Origin of the sequence: Streptomyces prunicolor, from assembly GCF_045162825.1 — a bacterium.
Taxonomy (GTDB): domain Bacteria; phylum Actinomycetota; class Actinomycetes; order Streptomycetales; family Streptomycetaceae; genus Streptomyces; species Streptomyces prunicolor.
Map to the genome: position 1 here is coordinate 4,692,486 of NZ_CP108676.1, position 17,519 is coordinate 4,710,004.

A 17,519-nucleotide genomic window follows, 5' to 3' on the forward strand; every position below is an offset into this window, starting at 1 on the left:
ACTCCTACGAATGGGGGACCTACGGGATCGTCGGCTCACGCTACCGGGTACCCCGAGCCCGGTGCCACGCAGCACTGGCCTGGACCTGCCATCTTGTGACGGCGGTAACAGTTCCGGGCCCGTATCCGCTCCAAGTGCCGCTGTCCGCACTCCTTTCCGCACCGGAGCGGTGTTCACCCGCTGGTCCCCCCGCCGTTCACGCGGCGGCCTGCAACTCCATCCGTGCCCCGAACTCCCGCACCACCGGCTCGTCCCGGTACGGCTCCAGGCGCTGCTGGAAATCCTCCAGGTACTCGGCGCCCCGGTTGGACCGCAGCGAACCGAGCAACTCCACCGCCTTCAGGCCCGTGTTGCAGGCCTGCTCGATCTCGCGCTGCTGCACCTGCGCGCTCGCGAGAAGGACGTATCCGATGGCCCGGCGGCGGGCCCGCGACTCCGGGTGCCCGTCCAGGGACTCCTGCGCGGTCCGCGCCGCCGCCTCGGCCTGGCCCAGGTCGCGGTGGCAGTGCGCCAACTCGTCGGCGAGATACGCCTCGTCGAAGTGCGCGATCCACGCCGGGTCGTCCCCGGTCGACGGATCCGCCGCGTCCAGCGCGCTCACCGCGCGCCCCGACGCGAGCTGCGCCGACCGCGCGTCCCCCATCAGGGCGTGTCCGCGCGCCTCCGCCGCGTAGAACATCGCCTCGGCCCGCGGGGTCACCCGCCCACGCGCCCCCTCCTGCGCCGCCCGCGCCAACTGGGCGATCTCACGCGGGTTTCCGAGCTGCGCGGCGAGGTGGCTCATGGAGGCGGCGAGCACGTACCCGCCGTATCCCCGGTCCCCGGCCGCCTGCGCGAGGCGCAGCGCCTGGATGTAGTACCGCTGCGCCAGGCCTGGTTGACCCGTGTCGACGGCCATGTAGCCGGCGAGTTCCGTCAACCGGGCGACGGCGGCGAACAGTTCACGCCCCACGGCTTCCCGGTACGACCCCGCCAGCAGCCCGGAGACGACACTGTTGAGGTAGTGCACGACGACCGGGCGCACATGCCCGCTGCCGTACTGATGGTCCAGCTCGCTCAGCGCCTGGGTCATCGCGCGCACGGCCGCCACGTCGGACGGGCCCACCCTCGGCCCCGCCGCACGGGCGACCTGCGAGTCCGGCGAGGAGATCAGCCAGTCGCGGCTCGGCTCGACCAGCGCGGACGCGGCGACCGACGAACCCGACAGGAAGTCCCGGCGCCCCACATCGCTGCGCCACAGCTCACACACCTGCTCGATGGCCCCGAGGACGGTCGGCGAGAACTGCAGGCCCACGCCCGACGCGAGGTTCTTGCCGTTGGCCATGCCGATCTCGTCGATCGTGACCGTACGGCCCAGCTTGCGGCCCAGCGCCTCGGCGATGATCGCCGGAGCCCGCCCGCGCGGCTGCTGTCCCCGCAGCCAACGGGCCACGGACGTCTTGTCGTAGCGCAGGTCGAGACCGTGCTCGGCGCCGCACATGTTGACCCGGCGGGCCAGCCCGGCGTTCGAGCACCCCGCCTCCTGGATGAGCGCCTGCAGCCGTTCGTTCGGCTGCCGCGCGACAAGTGGCCTTGCGGCCATGGCGTACCCCCTGGGAACAACCCCTGAAGCGAAAAGATTCCGGCCGTGAAGATCAATGCCCAGCGAACATGGCGAAAATGCGAAGCATGCGAGGAATGCCGGGGTAAAAGCTGATGCTCGCCCCTCCCCTGGCTACCCAACTCCCGCCGTCGTTCCTCCCGCGCGCCCCCGCACATGCCTCCATGCGCCCCAGTTGCGGAATCGATGCCCCTCCCCCGCGCGCGCTACGCCCGTAACTCCAGGTGGGTGCGGGAGTTGTGTTGGGCGTGGAAGAGACGATCGCGGGCACCGAAGCCGCTCAGATTCCGAAGCAGCGCGGGGAATCGCTGCTGGAGACAGCCGTACGCTACGCCGAGGAGCGCCACTGGGACGTCTTCCCCGGCACCTGGCTGGAAGCCGTCGACGGGGTGCAGCACTGCTCCTGCGGCGACCCCGCGTGCGCCGCACCCGGCGCACACCCGGCGCGTGAGGACTGGGCGACGCAGGCGACGGGCAGTGCGACGGTCGCACGGCGGATGTGGCAGAAGCAGCCGGCGTCCTCGATTCTGTTGCCCACCGGGCGGACGTTCGACGCGATCTCCGTCCCGGAGAGTTCGGGGTTTCTCGCGCTGGCCCGGATGGAGCGGATGGAGTTGACGCTCGGGCCCGTGACGTTGACGCCGGCGCGGCGGATGGAGTTCTTCGTTCTGCCCGGGGCTTCGGTGAAGGTGCCGGATCTGGTGCGGAGGATCGGGTGGGCGCCGGCGTCGTTGGATCTGGTGGTGCTGGGTGAGGGTGGGTATGTGGCCGCGCCGCCCACTCGGTTCGGGTCTCGGGGGGCTGTGCAGTGGGCCTGCCGGCCGACTGCGGCCAATCGTTGGCTGCCGGATGCGGAGGAGTTGATCTCGCCGCTCGCCTATGCGTGTGGGAGGGATCGGTAGTTCGGCGGGTGCGGGCCGGTGGGGGCTGGTCGCGCAGTTCCCCGCGCCCCTTAGGTAGGACCCCTGACCGTAGGCTGCAAGGTATGACGTCTGCTGCCGTGAGTGTGCGTGGGCTCTGGAAGCGGTTTGGGCAGCAAGTTGCTGTTGCCGGGATTGATCTGGAGTTGCCCGCTGGGAAGTTCATTGGGCTGGTCGGGCCCAACGGAGCCGGGAAGACCACCACCCTCTCCATGATGACCGGGTTGTTGCGGCCCGATCAGGGGAGCGTCTCGGTCGTCGGGCATGACGTGTGGGCGGATCCGGTGGCCGTCAAAGCGCGGATCGGGGTGCTACCGGAAGGGCTTCGGCTCTTCGAGCGGCTCTCGGGGCGTGAACTCCTCGGCTACAGCGGGCGGTTGCGGGGGCTGCCCGGAGCCGAGGTGGACAAGCGGGCCACTCAGCTCCTCAACGTGCTTGACCTGGCCGGGGCCCAGCACAAGCTCGTCGTCGACTACTCGACCGGTATGCGCAAGAAGATCGGGCTCGCCGCCGCTCTCCTCCACAACCCCGAAGTCCTGTTCCTGGACGAGCCGTTCGAGGGCGTCGACCCGGTCTCCGCGCAGACCATCCGGGGTGTCCTGGAGCGCTACACCGCCTCCGGCGCCACCGTCGTCTTCTCCTCCCACGTCATGGAACTCGTCGAGTCCCTCTGCGACTGGGTCGCCGTGATGGCCGCCGGCCGCATCCGCGCCCAGGGCACCCTCGCCGAGGTCCGCGCCGAATCCCCCACCCTCCAGCAGGCGTTCCTCGAACTCGTCGGCGCCGGCACCCGCGACCACAGCGCCGACCTCGACTGGCTGGGCGGCGGCGCCCGATGAGCGACACCACGGCAGCGGCCTCGATCACCCCTGTCGTCGTACGCCTGAAGCTGTCCCTGCTCCGCAACGGTCTACGACAGTCCGGTGGCCGGCGGGCCGCGTACGTCGCGTCGGCGGTCGTGGCGCTCCTGTTCGCCGCGCTCCAACTGCTCGGGCTGATCACGTTGCGCGGGGACGCGCACGCGGTCTCCGTGGTCGTCCTCCTCGTCGCGGTACTGGGGTTGGGCTGGGCGGTGATGCCGCTGTTCTTCCCGTCCGGCGACGAGACCCTCGACCCAACTCGCCTGGTGATGCTGCCACTTCGGCCCCAGCCCTTGGTACGGGCGCTGCTGGCGGCCTCGTTGGTCGGCATCGGGCCGGTGTTCACGCTGGTGCTGCTGGTCGGTTCGGTGATCGCGGTGGCGCACGGCGCGGCCGCGTACGTCACGGCGGTCGTGTCGGTCGCCCTCGGGCTGCTGATCTGCGTGGCCCTCGCGCGGGCGGTCGCCACGGCCAACATCCGCCTGCTGACCAGCCGCAGGGGCCGGGACCTGGCGGTGCTGAGCGGGTTGGTGATCGCGGTCGGGGCGCAGTTGGTCAACTTCGGTGCGCAGCGCCTGGGTACGTCCGGACTGTCCCAACTCGACCCGGCGGCGCAGGTGTTGCGCTGGGTGCCGCCCGCGTCGGCGGTGGGCGCGGTGGACTCGGTGAGCAAGGGTTCGTACGGCCTGGCGGCAACTCAACTCGTGTTGTCCGCTTGCGCCTTGGGGGGCCTGCTGCTCCTCTGGTCACGCAGCCTGACCAAGTTGATGACCGCGCCGGACGGCTCGACGCTCCAGTCCGCGGAACCGGCCGCGAAGGACAAGGCGTCCGCCGGTGGCCTGGCCCGCCTGCTCCCCTCCGACCGTACCGGCACGGTCATGGAACGCAGCCTGCGTTACGTGTGGCGCGACCCCAAGACCAAGGCCGCGTGGGTGACTTCGCTGGCGATCGGGCTGATCGTGCCGGTGTTCAACGCGTTGCAGGGCACGGGCTCGGTGTACTTCGCGTGCTTCGCGGCCGGGATGCTCGGCATCCAGATGTACAACCAGTTCGGCCAGGACACGTCCGCGTTCTGGATGGTCGCGATGACGATCTCCACGACGCGGGACGCCTACGTCGAACTCCGCGCTCGCGCGCTGGCGTTGCTGGTGATCACCCTGCCGTACGCGGCCCTCGTGACCGTTCTGACGACAGCGCTGCTCGGCGACTGGTCCCGGCTCCCGGAGGTCCTCGGCCTCTCCTTCGCCCTGCTGGGCGCGATGCTCGCGACCGGCGCCTGGACCTCGGCCCGCTTCCCCTACTCCATCCCCCAGGGCACCCACAAAAACGTCGCCCCCGGCCAGGCCGGCCTCGCCTGGATCTCCATCTTCGGCGGCATGATCTCCGCCGCCCTCCTCTGCTCCCCCGTCATCGCCCTCACCATCTGGTCCAACGTCAGCGCGGACGGCGACCAGTGGAGCTGGGCGCTGCTGCCGGCGGGGGCGGGTTACGGGACGGCACTGACGTACGCGGGCCTACGCCTGGCAGCACCGGGGACGGCGAGGCGGCTGCCGGAGATCCTGGCGGCTGTCAGCAAGGGCTGACGGGACTTTTCAAGGGACGGGACCGGCATCTTTAGGGGCGCGGGGAACTGCGCGACCAGCCACAGCGGACGCGCACTCGCCGAACAACCGCACCCCCCACCCCACTAGGCGCTCTCACACCAGCACCCCATCAAGAAACGGCTCGATAGCCGCCCGCCAAGCCGACGGCTGGTCATAGTGCACAAGATGCCCGGCATCAGCCACCTCCGCATACTCCCCGCGAGGCAGCACCCGCACCATCTCCTGCGCCTCAGCCCGCCCCAACTCACCGTCAAGCCCGCGAACGACCAGCGCAGGACACTGCACCTGAGCCAGCTCCTCCCAGTGCGCGTCGTACACCCACGTCTCCCGCGACTTCAACATCTGCTCCGGCTCGAACACCGGCCGCCACCCGTCGGGAGACTCATGCATGACCTCGGCGTAGAACTCCCCCCGGGACGGATTCGGCCGCTCCACCCACGGATCGTCCTCGCCGAACCACTTACGGACATCCGCGAGCGTGGCGAAGGGAACGGGCCAGGACTCGAACCAGTCCGCCCACTCCCGCTGCGAGGCCGCGCCCAGCGCGGACGCCCGCATGTCACAGATGATCAACCCCCGCACCAGATCCGGCCGCTTCGCCGCGAGCTGCCACGCGGTGAGCGCTCCCATCGCGTGCCCGATGAGGACGACCGGAGCCAGCCCCAGCTGCTCCAGCGCGGCCTCCGCGTCCTCGACGTAGGCCTCGCGAGTGAAGGCCGCCTGGGGCGGCTTGTCGCTCTGGCCGTGGCCGCGCTGGTCGAGTGCGACGGCGCGGTGCCGTTCGGAGAGCCAGCGGGCGGTGGACGCCCAGTGCGAGGCACGGCCCATGAGGCCGTGCAGTAAGAGAACTCCGGGTGCCCGCTCGATCTCCCCCGCCTTGGGCGGGTCCGCGAACTCCCATGCGGCCAGGCGTACGCCGCCTGCTCCGGTCACGTCGATGCGCCGCGCCATTGGTCCTGGCACCCCCCTAGCTCCGCACGGACCGCTCGCTCCCGCTTCGAGCCCACCGGTCCTGTGAACCACGCTCTGCCGCCTGTGCCGTTTCTTCCTGCTGTCGTCTCTTCTCTCGCTCGTCTCTTCCTACAGCTCGAACCCCGTGGGTTTCATCACCCACAGGTTATCGAATACAGATTCGAAAACGCTGTTTCCGGCCGGAACACCCCTCGTTCGAGTGACCCGGCTCAAGGAATGATCGCCGCTGCCGAGGGGAGATCTTCAGCGGGAGGCGGACCGCTCGGGGAAACCGGTCCGAAGGGGATGACCTTGAGAGCTCGGGGCTCCGGGTCAGCACAGGGGAGGACAGGCCCCGGCGCCGCACGGCGCCGGGGCCCTCTCCACGTCTACGGCACATCCTCCCGTCCCCCTCACGGTCATATGCCTTACGCGACAGCCTGGCACGCGCAGCGCCCGAGCGCTGCGATTCAGCGCACAGAATCTCGGATTCGCCGAGTTCGCCGACGGCCCCGCCGGAACGCCACAACTACCCCTCGCACCACACGAGTTGAACGACCCGCAGCTCAGCGCGCGGCCCGCGCCTCACCCCTCGGCTCAGCGCTTGGCGACGAACACATGCGAGGCGATCTCCGACTCCAGCTCGGCCGCCTCACCGCCGCTGCCCACGAGCACCCCGCCCGCGGACTCCGTCACGCTCACCACCGAGCCGGGCTGCACGCCCGCGCGGCGCAGCGTGTACATCAACTGCGCGTCCGTCTGGATGGGCTCGCCGATCCGCCGCACGACGACGGTCTTGCCTTCGACACCCGGGTCGAGGTCGGCCAGCGACACCATGCCCTCGTCGAGGAACGGGTCCGCCCCGTCCTTCTCGCCCAGCTCCTCAAGACCGGGGATCGGATTGCCGTACGGCGACTCCGTGGGGTGGCGCAGCAGCTCCAGGACGCGGCGCTCCACGGCCTCGCTCATCACGTGCTCCCAGCGGCAGGCCTCGGCGTGCACCTGCTCCCACTCCAGGCCGATCACGTCGACGAGCAGACACTCGGCGAGCCGGTGCTTGCGCATCACGCGGGTGGCGAGCCTGCGGCCCTCGTCGGTCAGCTCCAGGTGGCGGTCGCTCGCCACGGCCACCAGGCCGTCGCGCTCCATGCGTGCCACCGTCTGGCTCACCGTGGGCCCGCTCTGGTCGAGCCGCTCGGCGATGCGGGCGCGCATGGGGACCACACCTTCCTCCTCCAGCTCGAGGATGGTGCGGAGATACATCTCCGTGGTGTCGATCAGTCCGGACATACGTGCCCCTCGATTACCTCTGCCCGAAGCTCGACAGCTCCGCGGCGCGTGCGCTGGCCCTGGACTCAATTCTGACGCATACCACTGACAACCGTGCCGCGCCGCTGAAACCAGCCGGTTACAGCCGCTCGCAGCGCCTCTCCCGACGGGCTGTCCAACGTGCTGTCGCCGTATTGACATCCCCTTGGTCCAGACCGCACGGTGATCCGCGACACACACTCACCGAGGGGACTTCCGCATGAGCGACCGTACGCCGGCAGGCCAGTTCTTCGACGCCGCGATCACCCTGCTCCAGCGGGTCCGCGACGAAGAGGCCGAGCCCGTCCAGGCGGCCGGCGCGCTCCTCGCGGACACCGTGGCCGACGGCGGGCGCCTGTTCGCCTTCGGTGCCGGGCACTCCTCCCTCGCGGCCCAGGACGTCGTCTACCGCGCGGGCGGGCTCGCCCTGATGAACCTGCTCACCGTCCCCGGAGTCGTCGGCGTCGACGTCATGCCGGCCACGCTGGGCTCCGCCCTGGAGCGCGTCGACGGCCTCGCGAGCGTCGTCCTGGAGACGTCACCGCTGCGCTCCGGAGACGCCCTGGTGATCATCTCGCTGTCCGGGCGCAACGCGCTCCCCGTGGAGATGGCGATGAAGGCCCGCTCCCTCGGCGTCCGGGTCATCGGCGTGACGTCGGTGGCGTACGCCTCGGAGACGACGTCACGGCACGTCTCCGGGACGTACCTCAAGGACCACTGCGATGTCGTCCTCGACTCGAAGATCGCGATCGGCGACGCGGAACTCACCCTCGACACCATCCCGGCCCCCTTCGCCCCCGCCTCCACGGTCGTCACCTCGGCCCTCCTCCAGGCGGTCATGGCAACGGCCGCGGTGACCCTGGCCGACCGCGGCATCGAGCCCCCGCTGCTGCGCTCCGGGAACGTGGACGGCGGCCACGCGTGGAACGGCCGGGTCTTCGAGGAGTACCGGGACCGGATCTTCTACCAGTACTGAGCGGCTGCCCAGTAGTGGCTCATTTCCCGCCCGCCGCTTCCGCCAGATCCAGCGCGGCGGCGATCCGTACGGCCACGTCCTCGGCGTAGATCGAGTCGGACCGTTCGAACTGGCTGCGCCCGGCGCCCCGTAGGAACGTCACAACGCCCAGGGTCCGGCCCCGGCTGCGCAGCACCGCGCACAGGGCGTGCACGGCGTCCAGGGGCCACTGCCGGGCGCGGGCCCACTCACGGGCCTGTTCCGGCGGGACCGTGCCGATGCTGGCCCGCACGGAGCCGACGCGTTCGACGCACTGCAGGGCGGGATGCCCCTCTCCGTAGCGCACGGGAAGTCCGGCGGCGCCGGTGAGGAGGCTGGGGCCGGGGGCTCCCGTGGGCGTGGCGGCGACCCGGATGAGGCGTACGGCCGTAGCGCGCACCCCGTCAGCATCGTTCAACGATCCGCCCGCGACCCGGTCGACGAGTGCGTGGTCGGCGAAGCCGGCGAGGGCGAAGTCGAGGTGGACGGTCGCCGCGTCGCGCGGGTTCTCGCACTCGGCTGCGGCGCGGGCGGCGCGGTGCAGTTGCTGGGCGCGGAAGCGCAGCAGCGAGGCCTCCTGTTCGAGCTGCTTGGCCTCGGTGACGTCCTGGAAGAGCCAGCCGACACCCAGCGGCACCGGTTCCTCGGTGAGCGGCGAGGCCAGCCGCAGGAAGCCGCTGCGCCAGCAGCGCCGCAGATTGCCCTCCGGTGTCCGGACGCTCACCCAGATCTCGGCGGGCGCGGGCGGTGCGCCCTCGGCGAGCACGTGCGTGAGCGCGGCCTCCAACTCCTCGACCCCTTGGGCGAGCAGCTCCCCGAGGGGCCGCCCGAGCACGGAGGTACGCCCGGTACCGAGCGCGCGAGCGGCATGCGAGTTGACGACGGCGGGCCGCAGATCGGCGTCGACGAGCACGACCCCCCAGGAGGCGTCCTCGAACAACGCCTCGCTCAAGGCGATCGACCGCTCAAGGTCGATCTGGGCGTGCACTTCACTGAAGGCGCAGTAGACCCCGGCGGGCTTCCCGTCGGGCCCGCGCACGGCGGCGGACTGCGTCCGCACAAGCACCCGCCCGCCATCCTTCGTAAGAAGGGCGAACTCATTGACCTGCCGCCCAGGGGCCTGCATGGCGGACATGAGCCGCCCCTCGACCTCCTCGGCGTCCGCACTCCGTACGGCCCACCCGGCCAGCCCCTGCCGCCCCACGGCCTCGGCCGCGGTCCAGCCGAGGATGCGCTCCGCCTCGCGGTTCCAGTGCGTCAGCACCCCGTCCGCGTCGAAGGCGCACAGCGCCGCGTCCATGCCGTCCAGCAATGCGGCCAACAGATCCGACCCACCGACACCTTCGGGCCCGCCGTCCCGCTCGGGCTCGTCGGGACCCAATTCGTCGGTGGTCCCACTACGCCGGGAAGCACTCACCTGGACCCCCTGCAGGCTGCGTCCGCGGACACGACGCGTCGGTTCACTCACTCCCCCTCATTCAACTCGAACGTGACGCAGCACACACCAAGTTCCCGCAAGATTGAAGGAATCGTTGTACGGCGCCACCCCGAGCCCCGGCACACTCGATCGATGCTCGCCCGCCTCCCACTCGACGAACAACTCACGGCGCTGCGGACGACGTTGTCCCGCAACGAGACTCTCCTGGAGATCCTCGACCGCACCGCGGCCCTCGACCTCCCGAACTGGTACCTCACCGCGGGCTGCCTCTTCCAAACCGTCTGGAACACGGTCACCGGCCGTCCCCCGACGCACGCCATCAAGGACTACGACGTCTTCTACCACGACGACACGGACCTGTCCTGGGAGGCGGAGGACAGGGCGATCCAGGCAGGCCGCGAGGCCTACGCGGGTCTGCCCGCCGAGGTCGAGATCCGCAACGAGGCCCGCGTCCACCTCTGGTATGAGCAGAAGTTCGGCACCCCGTGCCCGCCGTACGACTCCGTAGAGGCCGCGATCGACTCCTTCGCGGCGACGACCTGCTGCCTGGCCGTACGCCTCAAGGAGGACGGCGACTGGCGCGTATACGCCCCGCACGGCCTCTCCGACGTCTTCAACCTCGTCGTGCGCCCGAACCCGGTCCAGGCGCCACAAGAGGTCTACGAGACGAAGGCGGCCCGCTGGCAGCAGGCCTGGCCGGAGCTGACGGTCCTGCCCTGGCCTACGCCAGCCGCAACGTGATCCACAGGTCGCTCTCCCCGTCCAGCACGTACCGCTCGGTCTCGACAAACCCCCGCGCCTCGGCGAACCGCACACCATCCGAGTTGGCGGCCAGCACCACGGTCTCGATCACCCCGGCACCGAGCGCACGCGCGCGCGTGAGGCCGTTTCCGTAGAGGGCGGCTCCGTAGCCCCGCCTCCGGAACTCGGGCAGCACGCGCGCGATGACGGTCACCACGCCGTCCTCCGGAGGACGCACGGTGGAACAGCCCACGAGCACGTCCCCCAGGTACGCGTTCTCCAGCCGATTACGCCCACTCCGCTCCCGCACCTCGTCGAGAGACATCGCGGCGGGCGGCACGATCAGGTTGTGGACGTGCCGCCAGTCCCGCAGCCCGGTCTCGTCTTTCACCGGTTCGATGCGAAGGTCCGTCACCGCTCCCCGCTCCACACGCTGTTCTGTCATGGCAGAACGCTAGGTGAGCGGACCGGCCTCTGTGCGCGGGTAGCAGGAAGATCGGCTACTCGTTCGACGAATGCGATCTGTTCGCACGAATGGGCGACTTCTGTTGGATCAAGCCCCGAGGGCAGATCTCGGTCTCTAGCGTCGATCGCACACTTCGGAAAGGAGGCCACTCGCTCCCCGGGCATCGATCCGGAGTCCGCGCCGCCGCGGCGGACGGACGCAGAGTGGCCAGCCCCAGTCATCGCGATCGCAGAGATCAGGGAGGTACCCCGATGACTACGTTTCCCGTGGGCGAGCAGACCCACCAGGCCGTGCTTCCTCAGCGGCCTGCTCCGGAATCCGTGGAAGCAGACACCCCTGGGAGCAGGGACGAAACGGCTCACGGACTCCCCGCCACCGCGCGGGGCACCGGCGGGGAACATGGGCGAGGGGAGACCGACGGGCGCGGTACCAGGGCCCGTCGGCGTCACGCCAAGAGCGCCGCCTCGGCGGCGAAGGCGGCAGAGAACCGGAGCGGTGACGCTCCCGCACACCACCAGTCGTACACGGGCGGGGTCGGCGTGAGCAGGGTCTTCGTGCTCGCCAGGGACGGACGACCGCTCATGCCCTGTCATCCGGCCCGCGCCCGCGAACTCCTGGGAAAGGGACGGGCCGTGGTCGCTCGGCAGGTGCCGTTCACCATCCGGCTGAAGGACCGCGCACTCCCCGACTCGGAAGTCGACGGGAGTGCAGTTACGCATCGACCCCGGCTCGAAAGGCACCGGCCTCGTCCTCACCGACGAGAGGCGGGAAGCCGACGAGCGAGGCACCGGCGTCACTGTCAGACGCGGGCTGATCGCGATCGAACTCCAGCATCGCGGCGATCAGATCCACCGGTGCATGCGGCAACGCGCCGGTTACCGGCACAGACGCCGCTCGGCCAACTGCCGCTACCGGGCGCCCCGTTCGGCCAACCGTCCTCGTCCCGCAGGATGGCTTCCACCCTCCCTGCGCCATCGGGTCGACACCACCCTCTCCCTGGCGACCCGCCTGTGCCGCTACGCCCCCGTCACCGAAGTCCACGTCGAGCGCGTCGCCTTCGACACTCATGACTCATGCCATGGGTGCGGGAAGGCCCCTGTCCGAAGCCGAGTACAGGCAGGGCCCACTCGCCGGAACCACCGCCCGCGCCTACCTCCACGCCAAGTGGAACAGCGCCTGTGCCTACTGCGACGCGAGGGGCGTGCCTCTGAACATCGAGCACCTCAGACCCCGTAGCCGAGGTGGCTCCCACCGCGTCTCGAACCTCGTCCTCGCCTGTGTCCCCTGCAACGAGGCCAAAGGCAGTACCCCGGTGGAGACCTTCCTCGTCGACCGGCCCGACCGCCTCGCGAGGATCCTCGGACAGGCCAGGGCAGCGCTCCACGACGCCGCAGCCATGAACGCGACCCGTTGGCGACTCACAGAGGCACTGGGTGCCCTCGGTAGACCCGTACACACCTGGTCGGGCGGGCGCACGAAAGACAACCGCAGCGCCATGGGGCCGGCCAAGACACACACCCTGGACGCCTTGTCCGTCGGACGCCTGAACCACGAGAGCGGCGACGCGATCGTGCGGTACCCGGAGCGGGTGCTTGTCGCCAAGGCCACCGGGCGCGGCTCCTACGCCCGCACGACTCCGGACCGGTTCGGCTTCCCGCGGCTTCGCCGGGCTCGCGCCAAGCAGCACTTCGGGTACGTCACCGGGGATCTCGTACGGGCCACGGTGCCCCGCGGCAAGTGGGCGGGCACGTGGACCGGCCGTATTTCCGTCCGGGCCAGCGGGCAGCACAGTCTGGCGACGCCGAGAGGTCGCGTGAACGTCTCTCACCAGAATCTGCGGCTCCTCCAGCGGGGCGACGGATACGGATACGGCGGTCGTCCGGAGCCGGCGCCGTCAACATCCAGAAAAAGCGGTTGATCCGTCGCCGACCGGTTCCTAGTGTGTGGTGCACACGAGAAGGGAGGTGGTTCGCCAGATGTATGGAAACCGGACGCGTGAGGTGACTGCGGGCTAACGGCCCGTCGCCACACCCAGTGCGGTGCCGGACCAGCACGTGAGACATGCGTGCAGCCGGCCCAATCTCCAGCAGTCACCCGACCCGCGAGCTCGCCGGTACGTCCGGCCGGCTCCCCCGCTGTGAGGCGGAGGGACCTGAGCTCGCGGGTCGCCTGCGTTTTCGGGGCCGTTTCTCGGGGCCGTTTTCGGGGGCCTTACGCGAGGCGCAGTCTGCCCGTTCGCTGGGCGTGGGCCTCGCCGACCCGGAGGATCAGCGCCGCCGCCGCGAGAAGCAGTGCGCTCAACAGAGTGAGCCAGCCCAAGGTCGGGGCCAGGGCACCCAGCGTGTCGCCTTCCAGCAGAGCGCCCCTTACGGCGATCAGGCTGCCCGTCAGGGGGAACACCGCGCCCACCACCTGGACCACCGTCGGCAGGGCGAAGTGCGGTAGCCGGACTCCGCTGACGAACCACAGGGGCTCGTCCAGGACCGTGTACAGGAACGCCGAGTCGCGGGAGAAGACCAGGAGGCTGTTCAGGAACGCTCCCCATGCCACCGCGGGGATGAGCAGGGCGAGCACCACGACTCCGTACATCCACCAGGACGCGACCGACAGCGTGCCGAAGCCGAGCAGGGCGGCGGTGGTGAAGCAGGTCAGGAGCCAGGCGTTCTGGAGGAGGGCGCCGGCGCCGTTCGCGATCATCAGGGTGAGGCGGCCCGCGGGGGACAGGAACAGCAACTCCAGTGTGCCCGTGGTGCGTTCGAAGGAGAAGTGCCAGGCCGACTGGACCAGGGAGAAGAAGAAGGCGTAGGCGAGGGTGCCGGTGGCCAGGAAGGCCAGCAGGCGGTGGGGGTCCGCCGCGAGGGGCCAGTGGGCGGCCGCGTCGGATGCCGTGGCGACCGGGCGGAGGGTGTAGTAGGTCGTCGCCAGTTGCAGGATCGGCCAGACCAGCATCGAGAAGACGACCAGCGGCTGGCCGAAGAGACGGCGGTGCTGTTTCAGGCTCTCCGCCGCGAAGACACGCGCCGCCGACCTCATGGCGTCGATCACGCCAGAACCACCGGCCCCGGCACCGTCCCGTCCGTCAGCGCCAGGATCGCGTCCTCCAGGCTCGCCTCCCTGACCTCCAGGGCGGTGATGGCTCCGCCCGCCCCGACGATCGCCGCCGCCAGCGGGCCCGCCATGTGGTCGGGGCTGCGGAGGGTGAGGATCTCGCCGCCGCCGTCCGCCGGTGCCCGCGTCGCCCCGAAGCGGGTCGCCACCTCGGCGACCGCGGGCGGGACCTGAGGCACCGTGACCCGTACCGTGCCGAGGCTTCCCGTCGCGGTCTTCAGCTCGGCGGGGCTGCCCGCCGCGAGGTGCCGGCCGTCGGCGATGACGTAGACATGGGCGCACAGTTCCTCGACCTCGGCCAGGTAGTGCGAGGTGAGGAGCACTCCCGTGCCCTCGGCCGCGAGCCGGGCGACGACGCGGCGCAGGTCGCGGGCGATCGGTGCGTCCAGGCCCAGGGTGGGTTCGTCGAGGAGCAGGTAGGCCGGGTCGTTGATCAGGCCGCGGGCGATGGCCAGGCGTTGGGTCATGCCCCGCGAGTAGCGCTCGACCATGGTGTCGGCGGCCTGGGCGAGGCCGACCAGAGACAGCAACTCGTCGATCCTGGCTTGGAGTTCGCGCTTGGGGACGTCGTAGAGCTGGCCGAAGTACCAGAGGTTCTCGCGGCCGGTCATGCGCGTGTAGACCATGCGTTCGCCGCCGGCGATGAGGTTGATACGGCGGCGTACGGCGCGGGCGTCGGCGACGGAGTCGAGGTCGTCGACGCGGACGGTGCCCGAGGTGGGCCGTAGCAGCGTGGCCAGGATCTTGATGGTGGTGGTCTTTCCGGCGCCGTTGAGGCCGAGGAGGCCTGTGATGCGGCCTGCCGGGATGTCGAGGTCGAGGCCGTTCACGGCGGTCTTGGTGGTGCGCGGGCCGAAGAGGCCGCGGTCGCGGACGGGGAATTCCTTGTGCAGGTCGCGGACCTCGATGCCGGTGTCGGGCATGGGCTAGTACGTCCTTTCCACGGCTCGGCGTTCGAAGTACGGGAGCGTCCTGACGCCGAGCAGCAGGTACGCGGCGGAGAGCAGGAGGCTGATGGCGAGGCGGGGGGCCAGGTCGGTGAGGGTGTGGCCGCCGGTGAGGGTGCCGTGCAGGACGTCCATGGCGGCGGTGGTGGGGAAGGCTTCGGCCAGCCAGCGGACGTAGCCGGGCAGGTAGTCGCGCGGGAAGGTGTAGCCGCAGAGCAGGCCCAGGACGATGAAGACGGTGTTCTGGGAGATGTGCGCCTCCCCCGCCGCGATCATCAGGCCGCCGAGGCCGACCGATATTGAGAACACCGCGATGATCAGGGCGAGCGCGCCCGCCACCGCTCCCGGCGCAGATGCCACCGGGATCGAGATCCCCAGCGCGCCGATGACCACGCCCAGGGTCAGGAACTCGGCGATGCTGCTCAGGACCGCGAACGCCGTGAAGCCGAGCAGATACGGCAGCCGGGTCGCGGGGGCGATGAGCAGGGCGCCGAGCGTGCCCTGGCGTTGTTCGGTGATGAGCGCTTTCGCGGACCAGAGGATCAGCCGGACCGTGAACTGGAACGCGGTCGCGCCGACCGCGAGATACGCGAGGTAGGCGCTCGTACCGCTGCCCTTCGCGAAGTCCGCGCCGGTCTCGCCGCCGCCGATGGCGTGGAAGCCGAGGTAGCCGAGCGCGATGGTGAGCGCGGCGGGCAGGACGGTGCCGACGGCGTACGTCCATGGGTAGGCGCGCCTGGTCATGTGCCAGGTGCGCAAGGTGGTGGCCCGGCCGGTGCGCCAGGCGGTGGCTGTCGCCATCCGATCCCCCGTCGATATGAGTGAGCACGAGTGAGTCTCTATTGGGAACTCGCTTTCTCATCAGGGTTTCTATCGGGAACTGAGCTGGTGGCGCAAGATGGTGTGCGGGACAGGATTGGCCAACAGGGATGACTGCCGACATGGAGGGCGTCTTGGTGCGAGCCGTACCGGAGCGGGACGCGGCCTGTGCGATCGCGCAGGCGGCTGCCGTGATCGGCGACTGGTGGAGCCTGCTGCTGGTACGGGAGACGGCCCGCGGGCACCATCGCTTCGACGCGTTGCAGGAGGAGCTGGGCATCTCCCGCAAGGTGCTCGCGGAGCGGCTCGGGCAGCTCGTCGACAGCGGGGTCCTGGCGAAGGTGCCGTACCAGGAGGGGCCGGTGCGTTACGAGTACCGGCTGACCGCGACCGGGCGGGCACTGCTGCCGGTGCTGGTGTCGATGCAGGACTGGGCCGACCGCTGGCTGCTGGGCGACGGCTCGCTGACCGCGTCCGCCGAGGGCGACAGCGCGGAGGCGCGCCGGATGGCGGCCCTGCCCGGCACCCGGTTGCCGCCGCTCACCCTGCCCGCGCACACCGGGGACGCCCTCGACCCGGTGGCCGACGCACCGACCGTGCTCTTCTGCTACCCGGCGACCGGCCGCCCCAGCCCGCTGCCGGACGGCTGGTCGGACATCCCGGGGACGGTCGGCTGCACCCTGGAGAACCGGCTGTTCCGGGACGCCTACGACGAGTTCGTGGCCGCGGGCGTCTCGGTGCGCGGAGTCAGCACCCAACGGCCGGACGAACAGCGGGAGTTCGCGAAGGCGGAGCGCATCCCCTTCCCGCTCCTCTCGGACGTCGATCTACGGCTGTCCGCGGCGCTGCGGCTGCCGACGTTCCGGGCGGGGCAGCTTCTGCGCCTGAAGCGGGCGGTGTTGGTCGTGGACCGCGAACGGGTCGTACGGCACGTGCAGTTCCCGGTGACGGACATTCCGGGGGCGGTGACGGCATCCCTCGAAGTCGCCACCGCCGTAAGGGACTTCAAGGGCCCAGGAGATCTCGGGGACCTCAGGGACCTCAAGGACTGAGGCGCTCCACCCGCCAGGTTCCGTCCGGCTCGGCGACGTAGCGCAGGCGGTCGTGCAGGCGGTTCTCGCGGCCCTGCCAGAACTCGACCGTCTGCGGGGCGATGCGGAAGCCGCCCCAGTGGGGTGGCACCGGGACCTGTTCGCCCTCGGGGTAGCGGGCGGTCAACTCCTCGTACGACGACTCCAGTTCGGCTCGGGAGGGGATCACCGAGGACTGGACGCTGGCCCAGGCGCCGAGTTGGGAGCCGTGCGGGCGGGTGCGGAAGTACGCGGCGGTCTCGTCGCGGCCGGTGCGGCGGGCGGTGCCGGTGACCAGGACCTGGCGGGCCATCGGGTGCCAGGGGAAGAGCAGCGAGACGTACGGGTTGACGCCGAGTTCGCGGGCCTTGCGGGAGTCGTAGTTCGTGTAGAAGACGAAGCCCTGGTCGTCGTAGTGCTTCATGAGGACGGTGCGGGAGCTGGGGCGGCCCTCGGCGTCGGCGGTGGAGACGACCATGGCGTTCGGCTCGTAGACCAGGTCCTGGGCCGCCGCTTCCTCGAACCAGCGGCCGAACTGTGTCATGGGGTCGGCCGCCAGGTCGTTCGCGTCGATGCCCGCCACGCGGTACTGCTTGCGCATCGCGGCGGGGTCGAGGCGGGGATCACGGTCGGCGGTGGGATCGCGGTCGGTCACATGGTCATCCTGCCGTACGGCGCCGGGAGGGCGGGCAC

General features: G+C 70.4%; 17 protein-coding genes and 1 pseudogene. 8 read left to right on the forward strand and 10 right to left on the reverse strand.

The window, feature by feature from the left end:
• Positions 1-196: 196 nt before the first annotated feature.
• On the reverse strand, positions 197-1,582 hold the full coding sequence (locus tag OG588_RS21140; RefSeq protein WP_405948658.1) for a transcriptional regulator: 1,386 nt from the start codon (positions 1,580-1,582) through the stop codon (positions 197-199).
• Between the two features lie 257 nt (positions 1,583-1,839).
• Between OG588_RS21140 and OG588_RS21145 the strand changes: the two genes are divergently transcribed.
• The 3 genes from OG588_RS21145 (at position 1,840) to OG588_RS21155 (ending at position 4,963) form a co-directional block, all read left to right on the forward strand.
• Positions 1,840-2,502 carry a bifunctional DNA primase/polymerase gene (locus tag OG588_RS21145; RefSeq protein WP_405948659.1) on the forward strand — a complete coding sequence of 221 codons (663 nt, stop codon included), beginning with the start codon at positions 1,840-1,842 and terminating at the stop codon, positions 2,500-2,502.
• Between the two features lie 83 nt (positions 2,503-2,585).
• Positions 2,586-3,359 carry an ABC transporter ATP-binding protein gene (locus tag OG588_RS21150; RefSeq protein ID WP_405948660.1) on the forward strand — a complete coding sequence of 258 codons (774 nt, stop codon included), beginning with the start codon at positions 2,586-2,588 and terminating at the stop codon, positions 3,357-3,359.
• Positions 3,356-4,963 carry a transporter gene (locus tag OG588_RS21155; protein ID WP_405948661.1) on the forward strand — a complete coding sequence of 536 codons (1,608 nt, stop codon included), beginning with the start codon at positions 3,356-3,358 and terminating at the stop codon, positions 4,961-4,963. The genes OG588_RS21150 and OG588_RS21155 overlap by 4 nt, the downstream gene beginning before the upstream one ends.
• A 114-nt stretch (positions 4,964-5,077) precedes the next feature.
• Here OG588_RS21155 and OG588_RS21160 read toward each other — a convergent pair whose 3' ends face one another.
• Positions 5,078-5,935 (reverse strand): alpha/beta fold hydrolase, encoded by an 858-nt coding sequence (locus OG588_RS21160; RefSeq protein WP_405948662.1) that lies wholly within the window; start codon positions 5,933-5,935, stop codon positions 5,078-5,080.
• 597 nt (positions 5,936-6,532) lie between these two features.
• Positions 6,533-7,225 (reverse strand): metal-dependent transcriptional regulator, encoded by a 693-nt coding sequence (locus OG588_RS21165; protein WP_398849912.1) that lies wholly within the window; start codon positions 7,223-7,225, stop codon positions 6,533-6,535.
• 238 nt (positions 7,226-7,463) lie between these two features.
• Between OG588_RS21165 and OG588_RS21170 the strand changes: the two genes are divergently transcribed.
• Positions 7,464-8,219 carry an SIS domain-containing protein gene (locus OG588_RS21170; RefSeq protein ID WP_405948663.1) on the forward strand — a complete coding sequence of 252 codons (756 nt, stop codon included), beginning with the start codon at positions 7,464-7,466 and terminating at the stop codon, positions 8,217-8,219.
• 19 nt (positions 8,220-8,238) lie between these two features.
• Here OG588_RS21170 and OG588_RS21175 read toward each other — a convergent pair whose 3' ends face one another.
• Positions 8,239-9,654, reverse strand: a complete 1,416-nt coding sequence (locus OG588_RS21175; protein WP_266858241.1) for a PAS domain-containing protein — start codon at positions 9,652-9,654, stop codon at positions 8,239-8,241.
• 153 nt (positions 9,655-9,807) lie between these two features.
• On the opposite strand from OG588_RS21175, the gene OG588_RS21180 reads away from it, so the two are divergent.
• Entirely contained in the window at positions 9,808-10,416 is a 609-nt protein-coding gene (locus OG588_RS21180) for a nucleotidyltransferase family protein (protein ID WP_405948664.1), read from the forward strand.
• On the opposite strand, the gene OG588_RS21185 is transcribed toward OG588_RS21180, so the two are convergent.
• Positions 10,397-10,861 carry a GNAT family N-acetyltransferase gene (locus tag OG588_RS21185; RefSeq protein WP_405948665.1) on the reverse strand — a complete coding sequence of 155 codons (465 nt, stop codon included), beginning with the start codon at positions 10,859-10,861 and terminating at the stop codon, positions 10,397-10,399. The genes OG588_RS21180 and OG588_RS21185 overlap by 20 nt on opposite strands.
• Before the next feature lie 466 nt (positions 10,862-11,327).
• Positions 11,328-11,465: a hypothetical protein gene (locus tag OG588_RS21190; RefSeq protein ID WP_405948666.1), complete on the reverse strand. Its 138-nt coding sequence runs from the start codon at positions 11,463-11,465 to the stop codon at positions 11,328-11,330.
• A 122-nt stretch (positions 11,466-11,587) separates the two neighbouring features.
• On the opposite strand from OG588_RS21190, the pseudogene OG588_RS21195 reads away from it, so the two are divergent.
• Positions 11,588-11,893, forward strand: a pseudogene (locus OG588_RS21195) (RRXRR domain-containing protein); the annotation flags it as partial.
• A gap of 67 nt (positions 11,894-11,960) precedes the next feature.
• Positions 11,961-12,800 carry an HNH endonuclease gene (locus OG588_RS21200; protein WP_405948667.1) on the forward strand — a complete coding sequence of 280 codons (840 nt, stop codon included), beginning with the start codon at positions 11,961-11,963 and terminating at the stop codon, positions 12,798-12,800.
• Positions 12,801-13,093: 293 nt separating this feature from the next.
• Here OG588_RS21200 and OG588_RS21205 read toward each other — a convergent pair whose 3' ends face one another.
• The 3 genes from OG588_RS21205 to OG588_RS21215 are packed head-to-tail and all read right to left on the reverse strand — an operon-like array spanning position 13,094 to position 15,738.
• Positions 13,094-13,927: an ABC transporter permease gene (locus OG588_RS21205; protein WP_405948668.1), complete on the reverse strand. Its 834-nt coding sequence runs from the start codon at positions 13,925-13,927 to the stop codon at positions 13,094-13,096.
• On the reverse strand, positions 13,924-14,913 hold the full coding sequence (locus OG588_RS21210; protein WP_405948669.1) for an ABC transporter ATP-binding protein: 990 nt from the start codon (positions 14,911-14,913) through the stop codon (positions 13,924-13,926). The genes OG588_RS21205 and OG588_RS21210 overlap by 4 nt, the downstream gene beginning before the upstream one ends.
• A 3-nt stretch (positions 14,914-14,916) precedes the next feature.
• On the reverse strand, positions 14,917-15,738 hold the full coding sequence (locus OG588_RS21215; RefSeq protein ID WP_405948670.1) for an ABC transporter permease: 822 nt from the start codon (positions 15,736-15,738) through the stop codon (positions 14,917-14,919).
• 128 nt (positions 15,739-15,866) lie between these two features.
• Between OG588_RS21215 and OG588_RS21220 the strand changes: the two genes are divergently transcribed.
• Positions 15,867-16,808, forward strand: a complete 942-nt coding sequence (locus tag OG588_RS21220; RefSeq protein WP_405948671.1) for a winged helix-turn-helix transcriptional regulator — start codon at positions 15,867-15,869, stop codon at positions 16,806-16,808.
• Here the strand turns inward: OG588_RS21220 and pdxH are convergent.
• Positions 16,798-17,481: a pyridoxamine 5'-phosphate oxidase gene (gene pdxH / locus OG588_RS21225; protein WP_405948672.1), complete on the reverse strand. Its 684-nt coding sequence runs from the start codon at positions 17,479-17,481 to the stop codon at positions 16,798-16,800. The genes OG588_RS21220 and pdxH overlap by 11 nt on opposite strands.
• Between the last annotated feature and the right edge of the window lie 38 nt (positions 17,482-17,519).